This is a genomic window from Pandoraea sp. NPDC090278 (assembly GCF_044772185.1).
Lineage (GTDB): Bacteria > Pseudomonadota > Gammaproteobacteria > Burkholderiales > Burkholderiaceae > Pandoraea.
The window spans coordinates 457,195-481,422 of the sequence record NZ_JBIVYJ010000003.1; the positions used below are offsets into that span (position 1 = coordinate 457,195).

Genomic DNA, 24,228 nt, shown 5'->3' on the forward strand with positions numbered 1-24,228 from the left:
GCGTGGCAAAGGCCGCCCCGATCACGACCAGCTTCGACGCCGGTGAACTGTCCCCTCGACTGGAAGGCCGAGTAGACATCGCCAAGTACCCGAACGGGTGCTATCGGCTGGAGAATTTCATCCCTACTGTCCAAGGTCCGGCGATCCGTCGCGGTGGGTTCCGCTTCGTCAATCCCATCAAAGACTCAACTGGACGCGCGTGGCTCGTCCGATTCCAGGTGTCCGAGACCATCTCATACATGCTGGAGTTTGGTGGTAACTACATCCGGTTCTATGTTGATCGCGGGATTCTTGTCGACGGTACGACGCCGGTTGAAGTGGTTACGCCGTATTCGTGGGCCGATCTGACTGATGCAAACGGAATGTGCCAGATTCATACGGTTCAGTCGGCCGACACGATGTATGTGTTCCATCCGAAGTATCCGGTTCAGAAGCTCTTGCGCGTCACGGCGACATCGTTCACGTTCGAGAAGATCACGTTTGCGAATGGCCCGTTCAAGGATGTGAACACGGCAAAAGGCACAACAGTCGTGGCGAGTTCAACGCTCGGTGCCGTCACGCTTGTAGCGTCACAAGGTATTTTCCAAGCCGGTCACGTCGGGACATTGTTCTATCTCGAATCGGCTGACCTTTCTGCGGCAAAGCCGTGGGCGGTATACCAAGAGGTGAATGTCGGGGATATTCGACGTGTAGACGCACGGGTCTACAAATGCGTTGCCGTTGGGACGGGATCGGGTGGGAATCCTGTAACCGGGACAAGTACGCCAATTCACACGCAGGGTATGGCTTGGGATGGCGATGGTGTAGACATCGATAACGATCAGCGTGGTCCTATCGGTGTCGAGTGGCTATTCCTGCATGCTGGTTACGGCATGGTAATCCTCAACACGGTTACCGACTCCACTCATGCGAGTGGAAACGTGGTGAGCGAACTCCCTAGCGATGTGGCTACCGGTACCGGAACGTGGAAGTGGGCGCACTCGCTGTTCTCCAGCGTTGAGGGCTGGCCAGAGCATGGAGCGTTCTGGCGCGAGCGTCTAGTGCTTGCTCGACGTCGAGACATTGCTATTTCCGTGTCTGGCGACTTCGAGAACTTTTCTTCGAAGATCGACGGTGAGGTTGCGGCTGACGCCGCAATCCGCCTTACGCTCAACGCGAAGCAGATCAACAAAATCGTCTGGCTCGTTGAGTCTGAGCAGTTGCTCGTCGGCACCGACGGCGACGAATGGGTAGTCCAACCGATTCAGGCAAATCAGGCGCTCGGCCCGGGGAATGTGCAGGCCGTGAAGCGCACTGCATACGGCTCTCGTCTCATTCAGCCTGTCGAGGCGAGCGGCCGCGTGCTGTTCATTCAGGCAAGCGGCAAAAAGCTGCGTGACTACCAGTACGACTACAGCAGTGACAACTTCATTTCCAGCGATACAGCGAAGTTGGCTGACCACATTACGAGCACAGGCGTGGTCGATATCGCGTTCCAGCAGGAACCGTATTCGATCATCTGGGCATGCCGCGCCGATGGTGTTCTGATCGGATTGACGTATGACCAGGAAGTTGGTCGAAGCGACGTGTACGGTTGGGCAAGGAGCCCGTCTACCAATGGTCAAGTTGAGGCATTGGAGACGATGCCGTCGCCCGATGGCACGAGCGATGACCTGTGGGCAATCATTCGACGCCGAATCAACGGCGTTGACGTCCGGTACGTCGAGTGGCTTGAGCCACCGCTTGACGATGACTCACCGCAGGCCAATGCCTTTTATGTGGATTCAGGGCTTAGCTACCGAGGCGAGCCAACCGAAACGATTTCCGGGTTGTCACACCTCGAAGGGCAAAACGTTGACGTATTGGTTGACGGAGCCACGCATCCGAAGCGTGTCGTCGTTGGGGGCACCATTGAATTGCAGGAAGCAGGGTCGGTAGTCCACGTCGGGATTCCTGCACCGGCAAGAGTGGCCACGATGCGACTAAATGCAGGTGCGGCGGATGGCACAGCTCAAGGTAAGACTCAACGTGTATCCGATATGGTGATTCGGATGCATCGGACGCTCGGAGGCAAGGTTGGAACGGATGAAAGCAATTTGCAAGAGTTGCAGTTTCGCCGACCTTCAAACGCTATGGATCAAGCCCCGCCACTGTTCACTGGTGATACTGACCCAATTGAACTGGATAGCGATTACAGCGGAACCCAACGACTTTGGTATGTCAACGATCAGCCGTTGCCAGCAACGCTGGTTGCGCTTATGCCAATCGTTCAGACGAGTGACGACCGATGATGATCGTTGAGCGTCTTCGAGCTGAACACTTGTTGTTCATAGAGTTGCAGCCTGCCCAGGCGTTCGCGCAAGCGCTGCTGACTCGAGAGTACGCAGAGACCATCGCAGGACAGACTGGCGTTGGTTGGACGGTCTTGAAGGACGGCAAGCCTGTCGCGTGTGGTGGAGTTGCTGAGCAATGGCCGGGGAGAGCGGAGGCATGGACGTTGTTGTCGGACGACGCGCTTCGTACGTTCAGGCATGTCCATCGTGTAGCTCAGGGCGTAATTGCTGAAGCGCCGTGGAACAGGATCGAGATGAAGGTTGACGCGAGACATGATGCAGGCGTCCGCTGGGCCAAGCGCCTTGGCTTTGAGTGCGAAGGACTGATGCGCAAGTACACGACTGATGGTCGTGACATTTTCCTGTTTGCGAGGGTCAAATAATGGCCATTCCGCTTCTTATCGGCGCCGCCGCATTTCAGACAGTTGGTTCCCTTGTGAATGGAGCCAACCAAGCCCAAAGTCTTAATCAGCAAGCTGACGCCGCAGACTACAACGCTACTTCGAGCGATATTGCAGCACGCGGTGCTTATGCCGCTGGCGTGCAGCGAGAGGGTGCTCAACGTCGTAGTGCTGCTCAAGCATTGGGGCAGCAACGCGCTTCTTCGGCTGAGTCTGGTGTTGACCCTAGCAGTGGTTCTGCGCTGGATGTCCAACTTCAAAGCACACGAAATGCGGAACTTGACGCTTTGCAGACCAGGTATGAGGGGATTCTTACCGGGCAGAACTACGAGCAAGAAGGCCGCATGTACCGGTATCAGGCTGATACGTTGCGCCAGTCCGCGTCTCGTGCCAGAACAGCGTCGTATGTCAGTGCGGCCGCTAGCGCATTAGCTGGTGGTGCAGGTGCCGCAAAACTGATGGCGGCACCTGCCGCGACTGCTGGTGCTGGGGCGTCAAGTGGGCTTTCCACCCTGTATGGCCCGTATGGCATGGCGAAAATTCCCTACTTGACCTGATATGCCGAAGATTCCAATTCCTCAGTACCAGCAGCAGAATGGTCCGGCGCTTAATGCCCCGGTTTCCAGAGCGCCTGGCGTTGCTGTTCAGGACAACACCGGGCAAGCACTTGCGCAGGTTGGTGGCGCATTGAAACTCGGGGCAGACGTTCTTGAGCAGCAGAATCAGGAGGATGCTCGCGCATGGGTATCGCAGGCTAGCAGTACGGACTACGTCAAGTGGCAGAACCGCATGACGGAGCTGCAGAACAATGCCCGTCCCGGTGCCCCTGATTTCACGCCAACGCTCCTGACGGAGTTCGACAATTATGCGAAAGAGGCCATTGGTAACGCCCCTGACGCAGCGAGTAAGCGCTACTATCAAGCGCAACTCGGCAATCTGCGACAGACGCTAGGCGCGAGTGCAGTTCGTTGGGAAGCTGGCCAGCGACAAGACCAGCGTGTGTCTCAGTATCAGTCGGCAAACGAAGCGGACGCCTTAGCCGTGTCCCGTGATCCGAGTCATTATTTGGATCGCGCAGCATCGGCCCAGGCGACCTTGAGCACGTCCAAGTTGCCGCCCGACGTCCGTCAGAAGCTTATGACGGACTCCAAGCACACGATTGCGTATGCTGCGGGCCTTCGCATGGTAAACGACGATCCGCAGGCCGCACTCTCGGCCCTGACTCTTTCTCCTGATCAGAAGCCGCCTGCGGGCTACGAGTGGGTTAACAACCTGCAGCCTCAGCGCGCGCTCGTTTTGCAAAACCATGCAAATACGCTGGTGAACCAGATACAGAATCGTGCTGTTGCCGAGCAGAACGCGCGTGAGACGCAGGGCGTAAAGACGTACAACTCCGCACTCGATCTGTTCACGCAGGGGAAGCAGTTTTCGCCGGAATTTCAGAACCAGCTACTTACGGAAACGGCTGGCACCTCGTCTTCGGCGGATGCGCAGAAATTGATTTATGAAGCATCCAGCATGTCTGGCTTCGCATCGAAGTCATTGGCAGAAATGCGTGGTGAGCTTCATGGATATCAGGCTACGGCCAATACTCCGGGACAAGGGACAGACCCGGCGACGATGGCTGCCATTAAGCAACGTCAGCAGATCTACACGGCTAGCGTAGAGGCGTACACGAAGGACCCGTGGAATGCCGCGCTGGATCGGGGCCGAATTGGAACGTTGCCGCCGGTCGATACGACTTCTCCACAGAATCTGGTTTCGTCACTTGCGGGGCGCGCATCGATAGCCCCGCTGGTCGACTCTGCTGCCGGACGCCCTGTTTCTCTCCTGACAAATGACGAGGCAGATTCTGTGCTTAGAACTGTCAACGCCTTGCCTATCGATCAGCGTGCACAGTTGGTGAATCAGATCGGTGGTGCGTTTGGTGGTGCTGGCCGAATTGGTGATCTGGCCAAGCAATGGAAGGAGAAAGACGAGTCTATGTCCCTCGCTTTGAAAGCTGGTGCTGGCGGCGGCAACGGCAATCCGCTTGTCACCACCAGTGGCACGCCTGTGTCGGCATTCATTCTTTCTGGTCAACAGGCCATCAAGGACAAGACTGTGAAGGTGGAGGATATCGCCGGAAGTGGCCTGAACAGCCAGATCGCCACGAAGATCAACGGAGTGCTGCCCGCAGAGCAAGAAGCAGATTCGAAACGTATGGCGTATTACATCGCCATCGGTAGCGCCGCGCGCAATGGTCGTACCGCGCCGAACTCCACCGATATTGAGAACGGTATCAACGCGGCAACCGGTGGCATTACGAATACCGGTGGAACGCGCTTCAACGGTGAGCCGAACCGAGTTGCGATGCCTTATGGCTGGACGGAATCACAGTTCTCCGACAGCGTGAAAGCTGCGGGCACCGGCAACATCGAGAACACGGTGAACGGTGCCCCCATTGGTGCCGTGTACGTGGGGCGCGACGAGATACCGGCAGCGGACTTCATGAAGAAATTCGCCAGCTACAAGCTCGTGCGCGTCGGCGTGCGCGGCACGTATGCGGTGCAGGCCGGGCAGCATTTCGTAAATGACGTGATGGGGCGACCTGTCACGGTGCATCTGAACCTCGGGCAGCAAGCTACGCCGACCGCTGTGGCACCAGCCGCGCAAGTAGATAACCCGTTCGGAGGTTGATGTGCCAATCGATGATCTTTACGCCGATTCAACAGGCCAATTCCTCCGTACGTCCGATCAACTACCATTGCCAGTGACTCGTCCTGACGTCGGCACCTCTATCGGTTCTCTGACGCGCGCAGTCGGTCGAGGGTTGGGGCAGGGTGTCACGACGCTGTTCGGCGCAGCATCCGATCTTGCGGCTGGAGCAACGCAGGCATATGTCGATCCAACGCTTTCAGCCGGGGCCGCCCTGAATCCCGGTTCAGCCGAACTCGTGGACAAGCACGTCAATGAGTCGGTGGCAAAGGCGCGGGGTGGCCACCTGTTCGAATCGCGGCTTGGTTCTGCTGCATATGATCTCGCGGACACATTCAAGGCGAACCCGACTGATTCGTCTCGGGTTGATCAAGTCGTGCAGGGGGCAGTCTCTGGTCTAACGCAGATCCTTCCTGCAGCCGTTCTGGCTGGACCTCTAGCTGGGGCGGCAGTTGGCGGTGCGTCGTTCGGTCTGGGCCGCGCCGAGGAATTGAAGCGTGAAGGCGTTGACATCGGCACACGTACCGCCGTTGGCGCGGTGTCTGGCGCATTCGGTGCCGCCGGTGCTGTGCTACCGGTGGCGGGCGGCACCGTGGCACGGACAGCAGGGCTCGTCGCTGTTGGCGGACCGGGCATGGCAATTGGGCAGGGTGTGGCAGAGAAAGCCATTCTGCGTAATGCCGACTACAAGTCGCTTGCCGATCAGATTGACCCGCTGGACCCTGTGAACATCGGTGCGGCGACCTTGATGGCTGGCGCGATGGGCGCTGGTGCACACGGTATTCGTGCTATCAGGGATCGCCCGGCTGGCTCCCTCGCGCCGCCCCCTGATCTGACGGCGATGCCGGTCGCTGAACGAAAGGCGCTGCCGTACAACCATGCATCACTTGATGCGTATACCACACAGGTTGCCCAGCAAAACGGTGTGCCGCCTGCGTTCCTTCTGTTCATAAAAAATGCAGGCGAGCGTTCGAATAGTGATCAGGTCAGTCCGAAGGGCGCGAAGGGCGTCATGCAGTTCATCGACGACACTTGGACCGCTTACGGCAAGGGCGCGGACCCGACCGATCCTGTCGCCTCGATCAATGCTGCTGGCCTGTACGCGCGTGATCTGCTCAACCGGTATAACGGCAATGTGCGCGCCGCTGCTGCTGAGTACAACGGCGGCGTCTTGCAGGCAAAACGCGTCATGGCCGGTCTGGAGCCGAATAAGCCGGAGACCGCTGCTTACGTCAAACGCCTCGACAACTACAGCGTCAACCCTGATCAGATGCGCTTTACGCCGAGCGGCGAGCAGGTCGACGCCGCACTCACGATGTACGGGCGACGCATGCTCGACGACGCGCACCCGTTCGGCATCTCCGACGTCGACGCGTACAACACCCATCAGGCTCTGACTGACTTCGCCGCCCGGCAGATGAACGCCGGAGCATTCCCCGACGTCGCTCGGTACATCACCGAAACCGACTCTCTGCGTGCTCAGGCGCTCGATGGCATGATCGCTGACGCTGAGAACGGTTACCAGACGCTGGCCGGACAGGCGGCGCAACTGGGAGACCCCGGCGTTGTAACAGCGGCGCGCAACGAGATTGCTTCGATGGGAACACGCCCAGGCGACGTCGAGGTGCGTGCGCTGACGGACCAGATCCAGCAGCAGGGCCAGAAGTTCAAGGCGGCACGGAAAGAGGCGACGAAGCATGTCGAGCAGATGCAGGCCGACTTCGATGCTCGGCTCGAGCGACTACAGGGTGCGATTGCCCAGAACGCCGAGGCGCAGCGCGCCGCGAATCAGTTGCCTGCCGCCGAGTCGAACCTTTCCGCGATGCGCGACCAGCGCGCACAATTGGACGTCCCAGCCACGAAGCGCGCGCCCATCGCTGATTACGTCCGTCAGGTAGCGGAGGCATATCGGGCGGATGACGTCGCGCCGCGCGCGTCACGTGCTGTGCAAGACGTGTGGGGCGTAGAAGCCGCCGCGCCGATCCACGTAGCGCCGCGAGTTGACCTCATCCGTCAGGGAGGTGTAGATGCCGCGCCTACTCTGCCTGAGACCGCCGCATCTACGGAAGCCAATCTGCGAGCGCTCCAAGAGCTTGAACCAGACACGCGAGTCCACGTCGACGCCAATCAGGGACAGGTCGAGGGTCGCCTAGCCGACGTCATGAAAGTGATCGACGACGAGCATGCTGCCACGCTGGAAGACTCGAAACTGTTCGAGGTCGCCGCCAACTGCTTTATCTCCCGAGGGATCTGAGATGCACGATAAATGCATAGACGCGGTACAAGCTGCCGCTGGCCGCACGCTGACGAAAGCAGAGACTGACGCTATTGAAAACCGCGTGCGCGCTGGTATGCGTGCGAAGCGTCTGGAAGACCCGGCCGCATGGGACGCTACCCCAACGGCAGATCGCATTCGTGCCGGTGCCGAGTGGGCGCGTGATCAACTTGTTCACGAAGCCGAACTGGCGAAGGCCCGTAAGCAGTTGCAGGTAGCCAAGCAGATCGAGACCACGAACCGTATCAGTGAAGCCGTCTTCGAGAATCCCGACCGTGCCTACGCGAAGCGCGCTCGCGAGAAGGCCGTGAAGGGCGACATCGAGGACACATATGCCATCTCCGGAGGCATCAAGGCGTCGTACATGCGCAACATGATGGGGGCCATCGACGCGATGAAGGAAGGGCAGAACTGGCTTTCGCGTGCATTCGACGTCGATAACCCGGCGATGGAACGAGACATCATCCGCGAAATTTACCGCAACGCCGACGGCAGCACCGGTAACGATGTGGCGAAAGCTGCTGCGCAGCAGATCAATGCGACGACGGATGCGATGCGCAAGCGCTTCAACGCGGCTGGTGGCGACGTCGGTCAGCTCGACTATGGTTATGTGCCGATCCGCCATTCGGCGCTGAAGGTTATGGGCAACGGTAGCGACACGCAGCGCGCAGCATGGGCAGACTTCGTAATGCCACTGCTCGACCGTGCCCGCTATCTGGACGACGCTGGCAATCCGCTGGATGACGCCGCCGTGCGCCGCATGCTGGTGGGCGAAGACCGTACGCCGTGGGAGCGTCGGAGCGCAGCGGCGAAGGGGCAGGTCGAGCCGCGTCAGCAGGGTGTCTGGGACACCATCGCATACGGCGGCATCAGCAAGATCGTGCCGGGCGAAAGCACCGGCTACGCCGCGCGTGCCAACTCAGGGAGCAAGCACCGCGTGCTGCACTTCAAGGACGCCGACGCTCACATCGCGTACAACGCTGCGTATGGCGAAGGCTCGATGCTCGACTCGATGATCTCTCACGTCGACGGCATGGCGAAGAATATCGCTCTGGTCGAACGCTATGGGCCGAACCCGACGCGGAACATGCAGACGCAGATGCAACTCACCGCCGTGCACGACAACACGGAACTGCGCACGCTGGAAGGTGGCATGACGTCCATCGGGGCGTATTGGAATTACGTCACTGGGGCGACAAACGCGCCGGTCAATCCGAAGCTCGCTAAGATCGCCGAGACCACGCGTACTGCGACGAGCGCGATCAAGCTGCAGGGCACGCTTCTCGCGGCCTTTGGTGACGTAGGTACGATGTTCGTATCCGCTGGCTATAACCGCGTGCCATTCTTCCGTACGTTGGCCGACGCCGGGCGATTGATGTCACCAGGCTCTAAGGACTTCCGCGAATGGCTGACTGGACAAGGTTTAATTGCCGAGACGCTGGAACATGGCCTGAACCGGTGGGGCACGGATAACCTCGCGACGGGTTGGGCACGCAACCTGTCGGCTGCCACGATGAAGTTTGGCGGCGTCACCGGTTGGACCGATGCGACTCGCACTGCCTTCCAGGCGAACATGATGCGAGGTTACGGCAAGATCATGGGCACCAAGTGGGGCGATCTCGACGCATGGGACCGCACTTTGCTAGATCGCGGCGGATTCTCTGCGGACGATTGGGCGACGGTGAACAAGGCCACACCGGCAGACTACAACGGCGAGAAGTACCTGACGCCCGATTCCATCTTCGCCACGGGCGATACGCGGGCGAACGATGTGGTTCCGAAACTGCTTGCACTCGTGCGCGAAGAGGGCGAGTTTGCGGTACTGAATCCTGATCTGCGGACGAAGGTCATTTCAGCAGCGACGCCCGGCACCATCGGCGGTGAACTGAAAAAGACATTCCTCCAGTTCAAGTCGTTCCCAATCGCCATGATTTCGAGACATTGGGGGCGCATCGCGGAAATGGGGCGCGATTATGGATGGCGTGGACAGAACCTGCCTGATGGCGCGCCAATGCTTGCGAACCCGATGGCCTATGGCTCCGCGCTCGTGCTGTCCACAACGCTCATCGGTGCGATGACGGTACAGTTGAAAAACATGCTGGCCGGGCAAGATCCTGAAGCCCCGTTCGACAACCCTACACATGCGGCACGATTCTGGACAAGGGCTTTCACGACAGGGGGCGGTGCAGGCTTCGCCGGGGACATGCTGAATGCATCCCTGACCAGCACGGATTACGGCTCTCTGCTTTCGAGCGTAGTCGGTGGGCCCGTCCTGTCCTCTCTGTTTCAACCCGTTCGTGCGCTCTCTCGCGCTGCGCAGGATGCAGGGCAGGGGAAGGAAACACACCTTTCTGCCGATCTGGCAAAGGTTGCACAGAGCAATCTTCCCATCGTGAATCTCTGGTACTGGAAGACGATCTGGAACCGGCTGCTGTGGGACAACATTGCGGAGAACCTGTCGCCTGGCGTAACACAACGGAATATCAATCGACAGAAGCGCGAGACGGGATCTGATTATTTCTGGCGGCCGGGAGACGCAGCACCCCAACGTGGACCTGATCTTTCGCGTGTCGCTGCTTCCGGGTAAATCGCAGAAATCTGCACCTTGGTACTAGGAGGATTAGCGCAGTCTATATGAGGCCGCGCCATGACCGTATCCAGCCAGATTTCCAGCGTGACGTACGACGGGGATGGCGTAACTACGCTATTCCCTATTCCGTACTATTTCCTGAAAGACACGGACCTCACCGTCTATACGTATGAGGTCAGCAGTGGGATTTCTGCTCCCCTCGTTCTTGGGACGAACTATCTGGTGACCGGTGCGGGTGTTCAGACCGGCGGCGCGCTCCAGCTCATTAGCGGAACGGTAATCGCAGTCGGTTTCGAACTGCATATTGACCGCACTCCTCCGGTCACTCAAGAAACAGAGTGGCAAGCCAACGATCCTTTCCCCGCCAAGACCAGTGAACGTGCGCTAGACAAGCTCACGATGATTGCACAGATGCTCGTGTCAATCATCGGCACTGGTAGTAATGCTTCAAGCCGCGCGCTCTTGCTCGGCTTGGGGGACGTCAATGGCTCTGGTGCATACCGGGCTCAACAGAACCGTATCAGCGACGTTGCTGATCCCGAAAATTCACAGGATGTGGTCAACCTCCGAACCATGCAAAAGGCAATGGCTGATCTTCTCGTGGATGGCGCTGGCGACGTTGTGATGGGCCTGCTTGCGAATACGGCTGACACTACACTTGGCGATGCACTAGTCGGTGTTCGTGCTCCCGCAACCGGGGCTGTTGCTCGAACGCAACATGACGTAAATGCCGAGCGCATGTCCGTTATGGATTTCGGCGCGAGGGGTAATGGAACCGTCGACGATACGGAAGCATTCATCCGAGCTCAATCGTGGGCAGGGTCCGTCAAAGGGGCGAGGATTGAAATACCGCCTGGGACGTACGTTCTTACGGATTTTGTAATCGATACACAGAACGTCTCATTCGAAGGTACTGCACCTGGGTACGGATATGCCAGTACGGATCTGAGCGTGAAACTTGTTCCCGGGCCGAGCGCTACATTTGTGGCCCGACTGAAGGGAACGGCGACCGGTGTCACGATTAGTGCGTCGGCATATAGCGGCTTCAAGAATGTTCAGTTCCAATTTGCCGAAGGGACTTGCCAGTACGGCTTGTTTATCGACAGTGATAACACGGTCTGTGAGAACGTTTCCTTTCAGGGGTTCCCTTATGGTTGTGTGATGGCCGATCAGGTGAACTCCAACAAGTTTAGAAATTGCTCATTCGTTCTTAACACTCACGTGGGGTTCGCCGTTACTGAATGGCAGGCTGCACCGTATCTGTATCCGGGTATTACCGTCACTTCTGTAACGAATACAAAATTCTCGATGGAGGGCTGTAACTTCCGTCAAAACAACTTCGGAATTGTGATTCGTTCGGCGCTTGGCGGCGTTTTCGATGGATGTGTGATTGAGTCGAATGATCAGGCCGGGCTCTATATCTACCGTCCCGATAATTCAACCGTGCGTCAGTTGACATTTCGCAACTGTTGGTTCGAAAACAACTATCAGGAGTACACCACCGGGTCTACGGAATTTTCGGTGACCGGCAATCGGATGTTTCTAATTGGTGGAGACTCAACGTACATCGCGTGGACCTCCGCAAACCAGGCCGGCTACCAAATCGTAATCGACTCGCAGACGCACTACGGAGGCGGGGCCGACACATTCCTGTTCGATTTCTGTCAGATTGCAGGTGATACCGCTGCACAGAAGGGCGTACGAATCCTCTCTGGATTCAAATTCGATTTCAACCGCGCGTGGTTAGTCGGCGGGGATATCGACAACTTCATCTACATTGACTATACGGCGCAGGCCGTCCACTGGATTGACCCGCTTGCCGCAAATAATCCATACGGACTCGTGCCGTCTCTTACCAACGCCTTCGGTGCCTCCACAGGAAGCAATAGCGTCTACCTTCGTTCCGGAACCACATTCCGCCCGGGGGAACTTGGCGCGATTTATCCGCAGTTGGGAGCGTACGGGGGGCCGATCCATTTCCTCGGCCAGGTGGACGGTGACCCGAGGAACGGGGACGCGCGCATGCTCGATGACTATTTCGAGACCTTGTTTCCTGGGCAATGGCGAACGGATGGTGCGAACCCGTTCAACGTGGTCAGTGAGACAAGCTACTTCACGAAGATTGGGCGGCTTGTGAAGATCCAATGTCGGGCAGTTTTACAGGTGAACGCTTCGACCGCCTCACAACAGACCCTTTATCTTGCCGGTGGCCTTCCTCAAGGGGCTGAAAATTCCGGAATGCTCGTCGGACGGATCCTTGTATTGGCTGGGTCCGGTGCTACCGCTGTTGTGAACAATGGCCGCACCGAAGTGATCACGAACACCACGTCTACGATAAGCGGAGTTGATCCGGTGTTTCCGGCTTTGACGCCAGGTCATCAATACACCATCACGCTCGACGCGTCATACATCACGAAGACATAACCCACACGACCAGACACCAGACTAGAGACTATGGATGATCAAACGACACTGCTGGTGAAGATCGGGGGATCTGCCGCTTTTGGGGCCGCAGTTTCGCTGAAGTTCATTCCGGGGAATTGGTGGCAGCGAGGACTCTCCTTCGGGGCGAGTCTGGGAATCGGCTGCCTCGTTGGTGGATTTGTGGCTGAGAAGTATTCAGTCATTCCGGGAAGCATCACGCACATGCTTGCCATCGCAGCCGCCGCCGTGTTCGGTCTATCGATGGTCAGCAATCTGATGCAACAAATCCCTGAATGGCTGGCAGCCGCACGCCGGAAATTCCTTGGGAGCTAAGCGATGCTCACGATCATCAATTTCGCGGCCAACGCTGTGATTTTCTCGCTGTCACTGTGGGCCGTTCTGACTCATCGCGTGCCAACGAAGAGTGCTGGCGCGGTCGTCCTGTTTCTGGTGAACTCTGCCGCCCTCGGAAACATGGGGTCGACGACAGCGTGTCACAGCGCACCGGAGGTCATGCTGAATGCAGCCATCGCACTTGCCGCACTGTGGGCGTTCTGGCACGTGCAGATCAAGAGGCACGTCCTGAAGGGATTCAGCCATGACACCAACTGAAGCGCTTACTACTGCTATCGTCCCGGCGCTCTCACTTCTCCCCGGGAAAATGGACACGCCGCAGGCTCGCGTCATGCTGCTGTCCATCGGCCTACAGGAATCCCACCTGACCTATCGACGCCAGATGCCAACTGGCCCGGCGCGTGGGCTGTGGCAGTGCGAGCAGGGCACGCGCACGTCGCGCGGCGGAATCTGGGGGCTGTACCTGTTCCCGACCACCGCCGATGCGCTGGTAAGCCTGTGCGCCGCGCGCAACGTCTCGCATGACCCGGTGGAGATCTACAGCGCTATCGAGCGCGACGACATCCTCGCGGCCGGGTGTGCACGCCTGTTGCTCTACACAGACCCCAAGCCACTCCCCGCCGTCGACGACGTTCAGGGTTCGTGGGCGCTGTACCTGCGCGTATGGAAGCCAGGGAAGCCCCGCCCAGCGGAATGGGGCATGAACCACTACAAGGCAGCGGAGGCCGTATGACGTTGCTTGATCCTCGTGTGTGGGGTGGCTTGTTGCTAGCCGTGGTGCTGGCCGCTGGTGGCGGTTATTGGAAGGGGCATCATGATGCCGACCAGTCGGCCACAGTAGCCAGTCAGGCAAAGCAGATCAACGATCTGACCGCCGCCAACAACCTCTATCGCCAGACGACGCAAACGCTGGCCGGGATATCGATCGATGCAAAAAAGTCCTCTGACGCCGCAAATGCTGCCGCTCATGCTTCTGACGTCGCTGCTGATGGGCTGCGCAAGCAACTCGGTCAGTACATCACTGCCGCGCGACATTCCACCACTGCCGGTGGAGGCTCGACAGCCGGCGGCGGCGGAGATCCCCTCGATCTGCTCTCAGGGCTGCTCAGCCGGACTGACCAAGCTGCGGGAGACTTCGCGAGATTCGCTGACGCTGCCCACATCGCAGGACTCGCCTGCGAGCGCAGCTACGATGCGTTGACGCGAAAAGGCGGCAATAGCAATCAAATATAAGTAAGAGTACGCTATCGCTGGCTATTTATCGGGTCGAGGCTCTTGGCCTTTCCCACCACTCGTCCCAGTTCGGACATCACGCAAGCCTGGCGTCGGGCTGGAGGGGGATGTCGCGTGGCCTACGCGTTGTTGGAAAACTGCGAAACGCCCTAGGAGCTTTTGTCAAGTGCGATAGTGTTATAGTTGCACCCATGAAAGCACAAGCCTTGCCAGACACGAACCGAATTATCGAGCGTCTCAACCAACTGACCCACAAAGGGGGGGCATACGTTGAGCGTACTGATTTGGAATGGCGGATACTCGGGCGAGATGTGGAAAAGTTGAAGGCGCAGGATGCCGCTCTCGGATGGGGACTGTATGGCTCTCTGATGTCGATTGTTGGCGACCATGACGAGGCAGAGCGTGGGTTTCGCACTTCATTGCAACTTGGCAAAGGTGCGATTTTTATGAATAACTGGGTTGCAAGCAGAGTCAACCTAGGGTATTTCACGGCAGCGTATAGCTTGGCAAAGGAGGCAAGTGTGCCTGAGCTGGGCATGACTTCAGATCGTTTGCCTTTCCTCCTCTTGACTGGTGGTATCAATACTGCAGATTGCTATCTAAAGCGAGCGAAAGACATGAATATGGATGTTGTTCTGCCTCAAGCGGTGATGTCCATCGATGAAATTTCGATTGCTACCGAGCTATTACGTCAAGCCGAACTGACCGATGAGGATCTCGCTGCTCACCTCGATTTGGCTGGCGGCGTTATGCGGACGCGACGTCAGTTGTTCGTTGGAGAGCAGGTTGTCCTCGTACAACACGAAGAAGGCGTATTTTCGGGAATCACATACGTATTTCCTATTTCAGGATCCGCTGCCGATATATTCGAATTGAATTGTGAACTGGCAGAGGCAGAGTCTGCTCAAGATATCAAAAGGCATCCATTCTTCGATGTAGTATTTTCCGTGGCATGACTATCGACGCACTGAAATTGTTGGAGTGCGCCGAGCGCATTTTTAAAGCTGACGAAGGTGAGGCGACGTTGCGAGCTGTTGCCAGTCGAGCCTATTACGCTGGGTATCATGCGGCCAAAGGGTTTCATGAAGCGCTTGCCACACCCGGAAGCGTCATGCAGGCGCGCGGTCGGCACGAGCAGCTTCTTGCGCAATTGGCGAATCCGGGCATATCGAAGAACAACAGGAAGCACACAATCTCTGTGGCTCTTTCAAAGAGTCTCCGGCCAACCTACAGCTTGCGCGTGACTGCCGATTACCATCTGCACCGGCCCATTACACAGCTACAGGTGAGCGACTCTCTCGCGGCTTGTCGCCATGTCGTTGAGGTTGCTAATCTGCATAGCAAAACCGATTAATTGTGGTCGGCTGTCTTGCCGGGTTGTCCCCAATCTAGTCTAGATTGACTCCACGGATTCCTCTCCCCGACTTGTACCGGACATCACTCATCTTCGGTGCCTGCTTCTGCAGAGCGGGGCCGCCTATTCTCGGGTTCACGGCGTGTTTTGTGACCCGCTCACATTCAAACTATTCCCTGCAAGCTGAACGTCTAGGGCGTCGCCGCTATGCCGTCGCATGATCGTCGAGCACGGGCACGCGGCCGTGCTGAAAGAGGATCTTCGGTGCGTCCATCGCGCCCGTGTCGGGATCGAACAGGACTTCGTAGGCGGCCACCCCTACATGCCGCTCGCGCATCGCGTGCGCCACGCGAATCGCCCCGACGTCGGTACCAGCTGGCCGGACTTCGACGGGTAGCAGATCGCCGCTACTCCCTTGCCGGAAGGGGATGACAATGAACTGGGTGACGTGTGAATCTCGCATGGTGGCCTCCCTCGTGGTGCTGGTGAGGGACGTAAACTAGCACGCAATACTGTATGAAAACGCAGTATTTTGGCGCGCTCTACGCAGCTATGCTGCTTGGTCATCATCAACTCTGCCGGGCCACAATGACCCAATACTTGACTCTTCCACTGACTACCCTAGCGGTGCTGGCCGGCGTTTGGTTGGCGAAGAATCTGATCATCACTAGGCTTACAGCAGCGGTTCGTCACGAGTTCGACGAAAAAATGCAGAAGTTGCGCAGCCAAAATGAGGTCGAGATAGAAGGATTGAAGCAAAAGCTTCGAATTAGCGAGGGGGAAATTGTCGGCATAAGAGGGGTCGGACTCGATGCACTGACGAAGCGAAATGGTGTGCTACTGGAACGCAAGCTCAAGGCTGTCGATGAAGTCTGGGCGGCGCTTCACTATCGCAAACGGGGGCGTTTCGCGACGCAAATTCTTTGTAGACTGAAACTGGACGAGGTGGAGAAGCGGGGCGCCGAAGGCAACCTCCGGGAGTTCTTTAGAGCGTTCGACAACGATTTCAAAGGATACTCTGAAGGGCTGGTGCCGGTGTTTCAGGCACAGCCATACGTCTCAGCGAGGGCATGGGCGTATTTTTCCGCCTACAATTCGATATCCACTGTTGCACTCATGTATATCCATTTCAAGGCAAATGGCATGCCGTCCTCTTATATCGATTTCGATCAGATGCAAGCGGCTACGTTGATTGCATTGCCGCACCAGAAGCCACTGTTTGATCAGATCGGGTGGCAGGCGTCCTTCTATATGTTGGATGAGCTTGAGCAGGGCGTGCTCGCAGAGATTCACCAAATGTTGGATGGCAAAGTGGATGACGAGCAACAGATTCAGAGGGCAGCCAAAATCATGATCGCTGCCGACAATGCGTTTGAGAGCGGGAAAGTCGAGGACATTTTGAAGAATGCGCCGAAGGAAATTCGACGTGAGCCGCCAAAAATTGAGGCCCCGCCGCGTTCGTGAGCTTACAGGCTCACGCCATTTCATGAACTGACTGATAGTGGTGTGACTATGTGCACGAACTACCGCGTACTGATCGGCGTTTGTTCAGTAGCAAGTACGTGGTGCGGCGATGCTGGTGTGGGGGAGGGGGGGGCTGACACCGCAAATGCCCGCCTCAGATAGAGTTGAGGCGGGCACGTCGGCATTGCCGGACGAGGTGGTTACTTCCTGCGCTTGTTTCGAATCACAATCCGAAACGGCTGACCGTTCGGGCGACGGATTTTCCGTCCCTTCACGGTAATGGTCATCCGATAGATGACTTGTTCGCCTTCGTCTCGCATTTGGAATCATTCTCCAAAATGCGACTCCAACATGAAACTTGGCACTTGACGGTCGTAAACCGCACCACCTATCATTCGGTTGCACTTCCAATGCACCGTAGTATCAAGATGTGCAGCTCATGGAGTCTTTGAGCTTCACATTTTCCCGAAGGCCTGCAACGCTGCTAACGTTGTGGGCCTTTTTTATGCGGCTTCTTTGTCGTCGTCCGGCGCGTTCTTTCTCCACTCAATGTCGTCGGTAAAGTCCATCGGGATCTGAATGGGCTCCTCCTCGGGGTGGATGCTATTCCAGTGATCACTGTCGAGCGTAAGCTGCAGCCCGTCACCGATCATCTGTTCCCGTCGGTTGATAAGGGATTTGTGCATCTGTGGGCGCGTTGCCTCATCGATATCAACCCACAAGACCATTTGCTGAGTCCCGTGCATCTGATACAGCGCATGGTTCGCTCGATAGGGTCTTCCGGTCTTTGCATTTTTCCGGATTTCCTGACGAGCAGCTTGCGTGAACTCTCGCGCCAAGAGAGCCATCGGATCTTTGGGCTGAGGTACCGGCCACCCGCGCTCGTTGGCAAACTTCGCCACTTTGTGCATGTCGACTTCTGCCTCGCCCGTCGTCTCCTTGTACAGCCGAATAAGGCGCAGCATTTCTTCGTGCTTCGTCACCACTTGCTCCCGTAATGATTACAAGCCAACTGGGGCTATATCACCCCAACCATCGACCATAGCGGAAGGTGCCACTATGGAGCGAATCTTGGACAGGTGCGCACGGAACCTGTCATACCTTCCCGTTCTGTGTTGCAGCTGCCCCGCAATCAGACCCGGATGTACGTTTATCGTCTTCGCGAACCCAAGAAGATCGCGTTCCGCAAAAAAGGGGGCCTTGCGAGCGATGAATGCATCGAGCTTTTTCTGCGGCACGCAGAAATCTGCAGCAGCAGCGTTGGCGACACGTTCTTCGTCGGAAACATTGGCACCGGTTCCCGCGTTCTCGCCCTCCAGCTCTGCATCAAGAATGGTTTGACGCGTCTCTCTGCCATGACCTTGTAGGACATGCTCCAGTTCATGGCGTAGAACGAACCAGAAATTGTCGATTCGATCGTGTCGGATCGACATCCCAATTACCGGGGAATGCTCATTCAGCCACATGCAGGCGCCGTCGATTTTTGCGCCGGTAAGCGACTCAACGACTACGAAACGGATCCCGCTCTCGGCGAGAATTCGTGGCACGTGTCGCGCTTCCTCCGCAGCGGCGAGCAACGAGGAGAGGCGCTCTACGGCCTTCCGACCGGCTTGTTGGGTGAATTTGGGCACCAACATTTCGCTGGCAATCTCACGGACGCGATAGAGCCACGCGAGTTGAACAAACGTTGCCGAGCCGAGTACCTCAGTTTTCTTTGCGGCGTGGGGCAGAATCTCCACTTCACTGTCCGTGTCTACCTTAAAGAACTTGGATATCGCACTTTCAACTTCTGCAACATCGCGAGGATTCTCGGCTTCTAACCACCCGCGCTTAATCATCTCCGCTACAGGCAGACCGCCAAACAATTGAGCTCGCGCTGCTCGTTTGGGGTCTGGGCGTGCAGTGATGCGAGCACGAGCCAAGTCATATGATTTTTGCAGGTCAAGAAACGTCTCGGCAGGCACATCGAAGACTTCTTCGAGTGCTATGGCGAGCGGGGCGTCGACGGCACGCTTGTCGGAAACGATACGATTGACGCCGCTATCATCGATTCCCAAGATAATGGCCAGCACACGCTTGTGCCAACCTCGCTCCGCGAGGAGGGCATCGATCAGCTGACCGGGGGTCTTGTAGTCGGTAGGGGCAATCTTCTTCATGGTGTGGCGATGATATGCCAGTTTGCGTTTTTGCGCAAACTCATGGTTTGTGCAATTTTGCGTCTGGATATTCGGTCAATCATTGGAACGGAAAGGGGCGGCTCCAGCGGCCCGCTCGTTATGGCGGGGAGAGGCTGTCGTTCGCGATGCGTTCGCGATGCTCACATTGAGCGCAGATCATCACCCGCTGACGAAGCGCTTCCACAAACCCGGCAGTGAGAAGCGTTCTGTGATCATCATCCGGCCAGACGATTACGACGACTGGCTGGGCGCGCGCTCGATCGACGAAGTGCGGTCGTTCGTGACGCTGCCGGATGCTAAAACGATGAGCGCTGCTCCGGCTCCGAAAGTCGCAGCGTGAGGGCATGCGTTCGCAAATGATATTAGGCAATCGCCTAATATTCCGCTGTACGAATCAACAGATTGACTCCAACGAAAAAACCCGCACAGCCAATGACTGTGCGGGTTCAATTCTGGTCGGGGCGAGAGGATTTGTGCTTCCGGCGACCTCTGCCCCGGCGGGTACGCAACCGTGGAAAGAGGGATATCCGGCTCACTGCGGTCAAATTGCCCTTTTCAAGACTACGACTGGTGTTGCTTTTTCCGTTCTCGCTTTGCTGCTTTATCTGCTTGACGTCGTGCGGCCCTGTTCATTGGAACTCCTCCTTCGCCAATGTAGATCGGTGGGGGGGCGACGAACCGGAACGGGGCAGGAAATTCGGACTCGGTGTTCCGAAATAGTTTTGCTTCGGTTTTTGGTCGGAGAATGTCGAGTTCATCCGCTTGCTTCCGCCAGTCCTGGATTTCTTCGTCCGAAACCCCGGCCAGGTCGACGTACATGAAATCTTGTGACGACGTCCCCTCCGATAGTGGCTCACTGGCTACCCCGATAGCTTCTTTCAGTGTTGGCATTCCGTGTTTGACGGCGTGGCAGTACACCATGAGGCTGTGCATCCGCCTGTGCCGGTAAGTCGTGTCGTAATCTTCACCTTCCGTCCTAGGAATGGTGAGGAAAACAAAGGCTTTGTCGGGAGGGCGGCCGGTCAACTTGACACGTGCGAACATGTGGCCTGGGTCGCTGCGGTGCAATGCAACTAGGAGGTCTGCGGACAGACTGCGACGGGCGAGACGCGTTTGGCTGGCGAGAGCTCGAACGATTCGCTCGTGATTTGCGTCGCCCATATTCGGTTGCCAGGGCACAGTGATAGCTTTGCCAGAGCGGATGAACCCGCTCTGTTGTTCGATGAGCGCATCCCACGTGTAGCTAATTTCGTTCGCCTGTTGTTTCGCCTGCCATTGGGGGCTTGCTCGGTACGTTTTCCAGTCGCCCTCCGGAAGAGCGACGAAGTCGACGTCCTTAGGCGTTTTTGGGAATGCATGCTCCTCGTCGCGTATCGTGGACATATACCGAGCGAGTAGCTCCTCCTCGCCGGGTACTGAGACGATGACCCCGGGCTGTTGCATGAACGCCTCTTTCTTTTTCAGGTATCCAACCAAGTCTGGAACCGTATCGAGCTCCTCAAGCAGCAGATCAACCGTCATCTCGTCAAGCACGTGAACAAAGCGGCGGCTCTCAAGGGGGAAGCCAATATGAAATGGTGTATTTGTGTGAGCAGTCTTGCCCACTAATTCGCTGAGCAACATGAGGCTCCCCGAACTTCCGCCACCGAAGAATCGTCTTGCCGGGAAGTAGGATCCTCGCGTCACAGCGATCAGGTAGTATCGCGCTACGCTGGCGTCGGGGAGTTCGATAGGCGAGGGTGACTGACGGGCTTTGTCTAGAAAAATTCGGCATGGGAACGCTTTGATGAATTTCTCAGCTCCCGCGAGTTGCTTCGCCGACTTGTCGATTGCGCTTCGGTACCACCGAGGCCAAGCGACCGTCACGTCCACCTTGCTCTGGTATGCGCAATCTTTATCTGAGAACAGCAGCACATCGTTTCCGAAAACGACTAACAGGTCGCAGAGTTCCTTTCCATCGCCTTTACCATTGACTCGACCCTCGTCCGTGTAAACGTTCGGATAGCTCCATAGGCTCAGAAACGCTCTGCGTGCGAGGCTGGTAAGTGCCCGCTCTGACGCCGTCGTTCCGTCTGACGATGCTGCCTTTTCCCACGCGGTCTTTTCTATCATGGTGTTCTTACTGGTCCCCTTCGCCACACGTCAACGTTGCCCACGCTCTAGGCGGACGTTGCGGATTGTGTTGTTCTGGTCGAAAGCTACCCGTGTCGGCCGCACTTGGACACAGAATGCCAGCATTGTGCCAGCGTTCCTTTGGAACGCCGTAACCTATAAGGATTGGGCCGAGGTTCGCGTCCCGTATCCCTTATCCTCAAGGCAGCCATGCGTGAACATTTACTAGGCCAAGCGGATGCCCAGTATGGCGGCGACCGATTGCCGCCTCGTCGCATCGAGTTGGGCTAGATAGGAAAGCGTCCCGTAGACGCTCGCCGACCTGTGCGGCGGTGCTATGGCGCCGGTTACGATCGGCGTCGTGCCGCCGAATAGGAAGCGTTTAGGAACCTCAGAGCCTTTGCTATCCGGCAATGTGCCGACTCCATTGGCGTGGCCGCTTACCGTTTCTGCAAGTAGTTCGCCCACCACTGCATCATCTCGCGACGCTCTCTCAGGTATTCAGCGTGCACGTATGCGGCCGTAACTTGATTTCGCTCCGCATGTGCGAGCTGTCTATCCACCACATCTCGCGAAAATCCATTCTCCCGCAGTACCGTTGCGGCGAGACCTCTAAACCCGTGCCCCGTCATCTTCCCTTTGTAACCCATGCGATAGAGGGCGAACAGCATCGTGTTGTTCGAGATGGGCCCCCTGCCTTGAACGCTGTAAAAAATATGCGCCCGGTGCCCATTAATTGCCCTTAGTTCGTCGAGAATTGCAACTGCCTGCTCGGATAGAGGCACGATATGTGGTTCGCGCATTTTCATGCGCTCCGGCGGGATGCGCCATTCGGGATTGCCGTTGAGTGTAAATTCCGACCACTCTGCACGAATCATTTCGGTTGTTCGCGCAAAGGTGAGGGCCATGAATTTGAGCGCGAGCTTAGTCACCATATCGCCTTGATAAGCGTCGATGTCGCGCAGCAGCTTGGGGATTTCGGACGCGGGAACTCGTGCCATATGCTTTACGCCGGGACTTCTTTTCAACACTGTTTCCGGATCTATGTCAGCCGCGGGATTTCTGGCGCAACGGCCCGTCATGATCCCATACTGAAAGACCGCGCGCGAACGTTGGAGTACCCGAATCGCGGTTTCCCTCACCCCGCGTGACTCGATTGTGCGAACGATTTCCAGCATGTCGAGCGCCTCAATCGATGAGATCTGACGTTCGCCGATACGTGGGAATACATCGATCTCCAGAGACTTCAGAACTTTTTCGGCATACACCGTAGTCCAACCCACTTGCTGATTCTCATACCATTCACGGGCAACTGATTCGAAGGTCGAGGTCGCAGCAACAGCTCGGGCGCGCCGTACTTCCTTCTTCTGCATCGACGGGTCGCTCCCCGTAGAAAGCTCTCGTCGGGTTGAAAGACAAGCTTCACGCGCTTCCGCGAGCGATGTCTCTGGGTAGATCCCAAACGAGGCGACCTTCTCTTTGCCGTCGAAGCGATACTTCATCCGCCAATACTTAGATCCGTTTGGCATTACCTGCAAATAAAGCCCCTTGCCGTCGGCGAGGCGGTACGGCTTTTCAGTCGGTTTTGCTTTTTTGACCTGTAGGTCGGTGAGCGGGGCGATGACTTTTGGCATTTGGGGGTATCGAACAAGGGGGTATCACTCGATCTCCCCACTGATACCCCAAAAAAATCTGTGCGCTACTGGGAGTCGTTGGGCAATGATGGCAGCAAAAAGCCCCGACAGGCAATGCTGCGCGGGGCTTTTTGGTAGAACTTGTGAAACGTTGGGAGCTTAATTGGTCCCCCCGACAGGAATCGAACCTGTATCTAGCGCTTAGGAGGCACTCGTTCTATCCATTGAACTACAGGGAGAGACTGGATGTTATCCAGCGGGACGCAATAGCTTCGTTCTTGCAGGCACGACGTGAGGGCAAGAGTATAGCAAAATCGTTTCGGGCGAAGGCGCAGGCATCCACATGGGCACGCGAAATTGAGGTGCCGGCTGAAGTAGGCGGGGTCTGGATATGGTGTCGGTCAAGGCACCGCTGCCGGCGATCCTCGTGCACTACCGGGGGCGGGGCGGCTACGGTGAATACTGCCGCTTGGCTCGTTGGGCCGCCGCCATTTGGTTATTTTCCGAATTTTCGAATTCGCCGCGCTCCGCATTCGGCATCGCGTGAAGCGCCGGAGCGCCCATGTGGCGGTCGAATCGCGTGACGGTGCCCTCCACCTGACCCGCCCCAGAACGACCCACTCCCTCCCAAAGGCGGCATCGTTCACTACACTCGGTTCCTGCATGGCAGATCCTCCTCTGTCATGCGTCATTGCGAAGAAAGTCTTGGCCCCGGTGTATTTCTGCCGGGGCCTTTTTTCATCCAGATCTCCCCGGAAGTCATACTTCTCCCGCAGATTCCGAGTCGCCATGGAGCGTTCGCTTGCTTTGCGACATACGCGAGTGCGGTCATTGCGCCAGGCATCCCAATCTCGTGGCTTTTAAAGGAGGTTGATATTCGCGACAGAATCAAAGAAATCATCGACACGGTCGTGCCTCGCCATCGCAGGTTCAAGGCGCTAGAGGAACTGAGTGGACTGCAAGCGCAGACCTGGCGCAGCATTTATGAGGGACGTCAACGTGCGACGGAGCAGGCGATTCTCGCACTTTGCAACAACTGGCCGAAATACGCGTTTTGGCTGGGGACAGGAATGACTGATGAGGATCACGGTCATTCATCGCCGGTATTGGAGCGAACGAAGCGTGATCACGAGATGTTGCGCAAATCTGGGAAGCTTCGACTGAAGTGAATGCGAATGCGCGATCCGTGTCCACGCCCTTC

At 57.1% G+C, this 24,228-nt stretch carries 21 protein-coding genes and 1 tRNA gene; 16 read left to right on the forward strand and 6 right to left on the reverse strand.

All coding sequences use genetic code 11. From position 1 onward, the window contains the following. The first annotated feature begins 2 nt into the window (after positions 1-2). From ACIQWO_RS14375 to ACIQWO_RS14435, 13 genes are all read left to right on the forward strand, one after another. On the forward strand, positions 3-2,270 hold the full coding sequence (locus ACIQWO_RS14375; protein WP_402824937.1) for a hypothetical protein: 2,268 nt from the start codon (positions 3-5) through the stop codon (positions 2,268-2,270). Further along, positions 2,267-2,695, forward strand: a complete 429-nt coding sequence (locus ACIQWO_RS14380; RefSeq protein WP_402824940.1) for a GNAT family acetyltransferase — start codon at positions 2,267-2,269, stop codon at positions 2,693-2,695. Before ACIQWO_RS14375 ends, ACIQWO_RS14380 begins: the two co-directional genes overlap by 4 nt. Beyond that, complete coding sequence (locus tag ACIQWO_RS14385) at positions 2,695-3,270, forward strand: hypothetical protein (RefSeq protein ID WP_402824943.1); 576 nt, start codon at positions 2,695-2,697, stop codon at positions 3,268-3,270. The genes ACIQWO_RS14380 and ACIQWO_RS14385 overlap by 1 nt, the downstream gene beginning before the upstream one ends. Position 3,271: 1 nt before the next feature. Then, positions 3,272-5,392, forward strand: a complete 2,121-nt coding sequence (locus ACIQWO_RS14390) for a hypothetical protein (RefSeq protein WP_402824946.1) — start codon at positions 3,272-3,274, stop codon at positions 5,390-5,392. 508 nt (positions 5,393-5,900) lie between these two features. Beyond that, positions 5,901-7,664 carry a transglycosylase SLT domain-containing protein gene (locus ACIQWO_RS14395; protein ID WP_402824949.1) on the forward strand — a complete coding sequence of 588 codons (1,764 nt, stop codon included), beginning with the start codon at positions 5,901-5,903 and terminating at the stop codon, positions 7,662-7,664. A gap of 1 nt (position 7,665) precedes the next feature. Continuing rightward, on the forward strand, positions 7,666-10,272 hold the full coding sequence (locus ACIQWO_RS14400; protein ID WP_402824952.1) for a hypothetical protein: 2,607 nt from the start codon (positions 7,666-7,668) through the stop codon (positions 10,270-10,272). 60 nt (positions 10,273-10,332) lie between these two features. Then, positions 10,333-12,699, forward strand: a complete 2,367-nt coding sequence (locus ACIQWO_RS14405) for a right-handed parallel beta-helix repeat-containing protein (protein ID WP_402824955.1) — start codon at positions 10,333-10,335, stop codon at positions 12,697-12,699. A gap of 30 nt (positions 12,700-12,729) precedes the next feature. Then, entirely contained in the window at positions 12,730-13,032 is a 303-nt protein-coding gene (locus ACIQWO_RS14410) for a hypothetical protein (protein WP_402824958.1), read from the forward strand. A gap of 3 nt (positions 13,033-13,035) precedes the next feature. After that, on the forward strand, positions 13,036-13,311 hold the full coding sequence (locus ACIQWO_RS14415; RefSeq protein ID WP_402824961.1) for a hypothetical protein: 276 nt from the start codon (positions 13,036-13,038) through the stop codon (positions 13,309-13,311). Next, on the forward strand, positions 13,298-13,786 hold the full coding sequence (locus ACIQWO_RS14420) for a hypothetical protein (RefSeq protein WP_402824964.1): 489 nt from the start codon (positions 13,298-13,300) through the stop codon (positions 13,784-13,786). Before ACIQWO_RS14415 ends, ACIQWO_RS14420 begins: the two co-directional genes overlap by 14 nt. Continuing rightward, a complete protein-coding gene (locus ACIQWO_RS14425) occupies positions 13,783-14,286 on the forward strand; it encodes a DUF2514 family protein (RefSeq protein ID WP_402824967.1) in 504 nt (167 codons plus the stop codon). The genes ACIQWO_RS14420 and ACIQWO_RS14425 overlap by 4 nt, the downstream gene beginning before the upstream one ends. 191 nt (positions 14,287-14,477) lie before the next feature. Further along, complete coding sequence (locus ACIQWO_RS14430) at positions 14,478-15,242, forward strand: hypothetical protein (RefSeq protein ID WP_402824970.1); 765 nt, start codon at positions 14,478-14,480, stop codon at positions 15,240-15,242. Continuing rightward, positions 15,239-15,640 carry a hypothetical protein gene (locus ACIQWO_RS14435; protein WP_402824973.1) on the forward strand — a complete coding sequence of 134 codons (402 nt, stop codon included), beginning with the start codon at positions 15,239-15,241 and terminating at the stop codon, positions 15,638-15,640. The genes ACIQWO_RS14430 and ACIQWO_RS14435 overlap by 4 nt, the downstream gene beginning before the upstream one ends. Positions 15,641-15,845: 205 nt before the next feature. Here the strand turns inward: ACIQWO_RS14435 and ACIQWO_RS14440 are convergent, their stop codons facing one another. Beyond that, complete coding sequence (locus tag ACIQWO_RS14440) at positions 15,846-16,103, reverse strand: hypothetical protein (protein ID WP_402824976.1); 258 nt, start codon at positions 16,101-16,103, stop codon at positions 15,846-15,848. A gap of 53 nt (positions 16,104-16,156) precedes the next feature. Here ACIQWO_RS14440 and ACIQWO_RS14445 point away from each other — a divergent pair, with 53 nt between their 5' ends. Continuing rightward, on the forward strand, positions 16,157-17,104 hold the full coding sequence (locus ACIQWO_RS14445; protein WP_402824979.1) for a hypothetical protein: 948 nt from the start codon (positions 16,157-16,159) through the stop codon (positions 17,102-17,104). A 503-nt stretch (positions 17,105-17,607) separates the two neighbouring features. Here ACIQWO_RS14445 and ACIQWO_RS14450 read toward each other — a convergent pair. Together ACIQWO_RS14450 and ACIQWO_RS14455 are read right to left on the reverse strand one after the other, a co-directional pair. Then, the gene (locus ACIQWO_RS14450; protein WP_402824982.1) at positions 17,608-18,087 is read right to left on the reverse strand and encodes a hypothetical protein; all 480 of its coding nucleotides are present in this window, start codon (positions 18,085-18,087) and stop codon (positions 17,608-17,610) included. A gap of 18 nt (positions 18,088-18,105) precedes the next feature. Continuing rightward, positions 18,106-19,260, reverse strand: a complete 1,155-nt coding sequence (locus tag ACIQWO_RS14455; RefSeq protein WP_402824985.1) for an XRE family transcriptional regulator — start codon at positions 19,258-19,260, stop codon at positions 18,106-18,108. 157 nt (positions 19,261-19,417) lie between these two features. Here ACIQWO_RS14455 and ACIQWO_RS14460 point away from each other — a divergent pair, with 157 nt between their 5' ends. Next, the gene (locus ACIQWO_RS14460) at positions 19,418-19,621 is read left to right on the forward strand and encodes a hypothetical protein (protein WP_402824988.1); all 204 of its coding nucleotides are present in this window, start codon (positions 19,418-19,420) and stop codon (positions 19,619-19,621) included. Positions 19,622-19,842: 221 nt separating this feature from the next. Here ACIQWO_RS14460 and ACIQWO_RS14465 read toward each other — a convergent pair whose 3' ends face one another. From ACIQWO_RS14465 to ACIQWO_RS14475, 3 genes are all read right to left on the reverse strand, one after another. Next, a complete protein-coding gene (locus tag ACIQWO_RS14465; protein WP_402824991.1) occupies positions 19,843-21,393 on the reverse strand; it encodes a hypothetical protein in 1,551 nt (516 codons plus the stop codon). Positions 21,394-21,833: 440 nt separating this feature from the next. After that, complete coding sequence (locus tag ACIQWO_RS14470; protein ID WP_402824994.1) at positions 21,834-23,027, reverse strand: tyrosine-type recombinase/integrase; 1,194 nt, start codon at positions 23,025-23,027, stop codon at positions 21,834-21,836. A 164-nt stretch (positions 23,028-23,191) separates the two neighbouring features. After that, positions 23,192-23,266, reverse strand: a tRNA-Arg gene (locus tag ACIQWO_RS14475). 444 nt (positions 23,267-23,710) lie between these two features. On the opposite strand from ACIQWO_RS14475, the gene ACIQWO_RS14480 reads away from it, so the two are divergent. Next, on the forward strand, positions 23,711-24,196 hold the full coding sequence (locus ACIQWO_RS14480; RefSeq protein WP_402824997.1) for a hypothetical protein: 486 nt from the start codon (positions 23,711-23,713) through the stop codon (positions 24,194-24,196). The last annotated feature ends 32 nt before the right edge of the window (positions 24,197-24,228 follow it).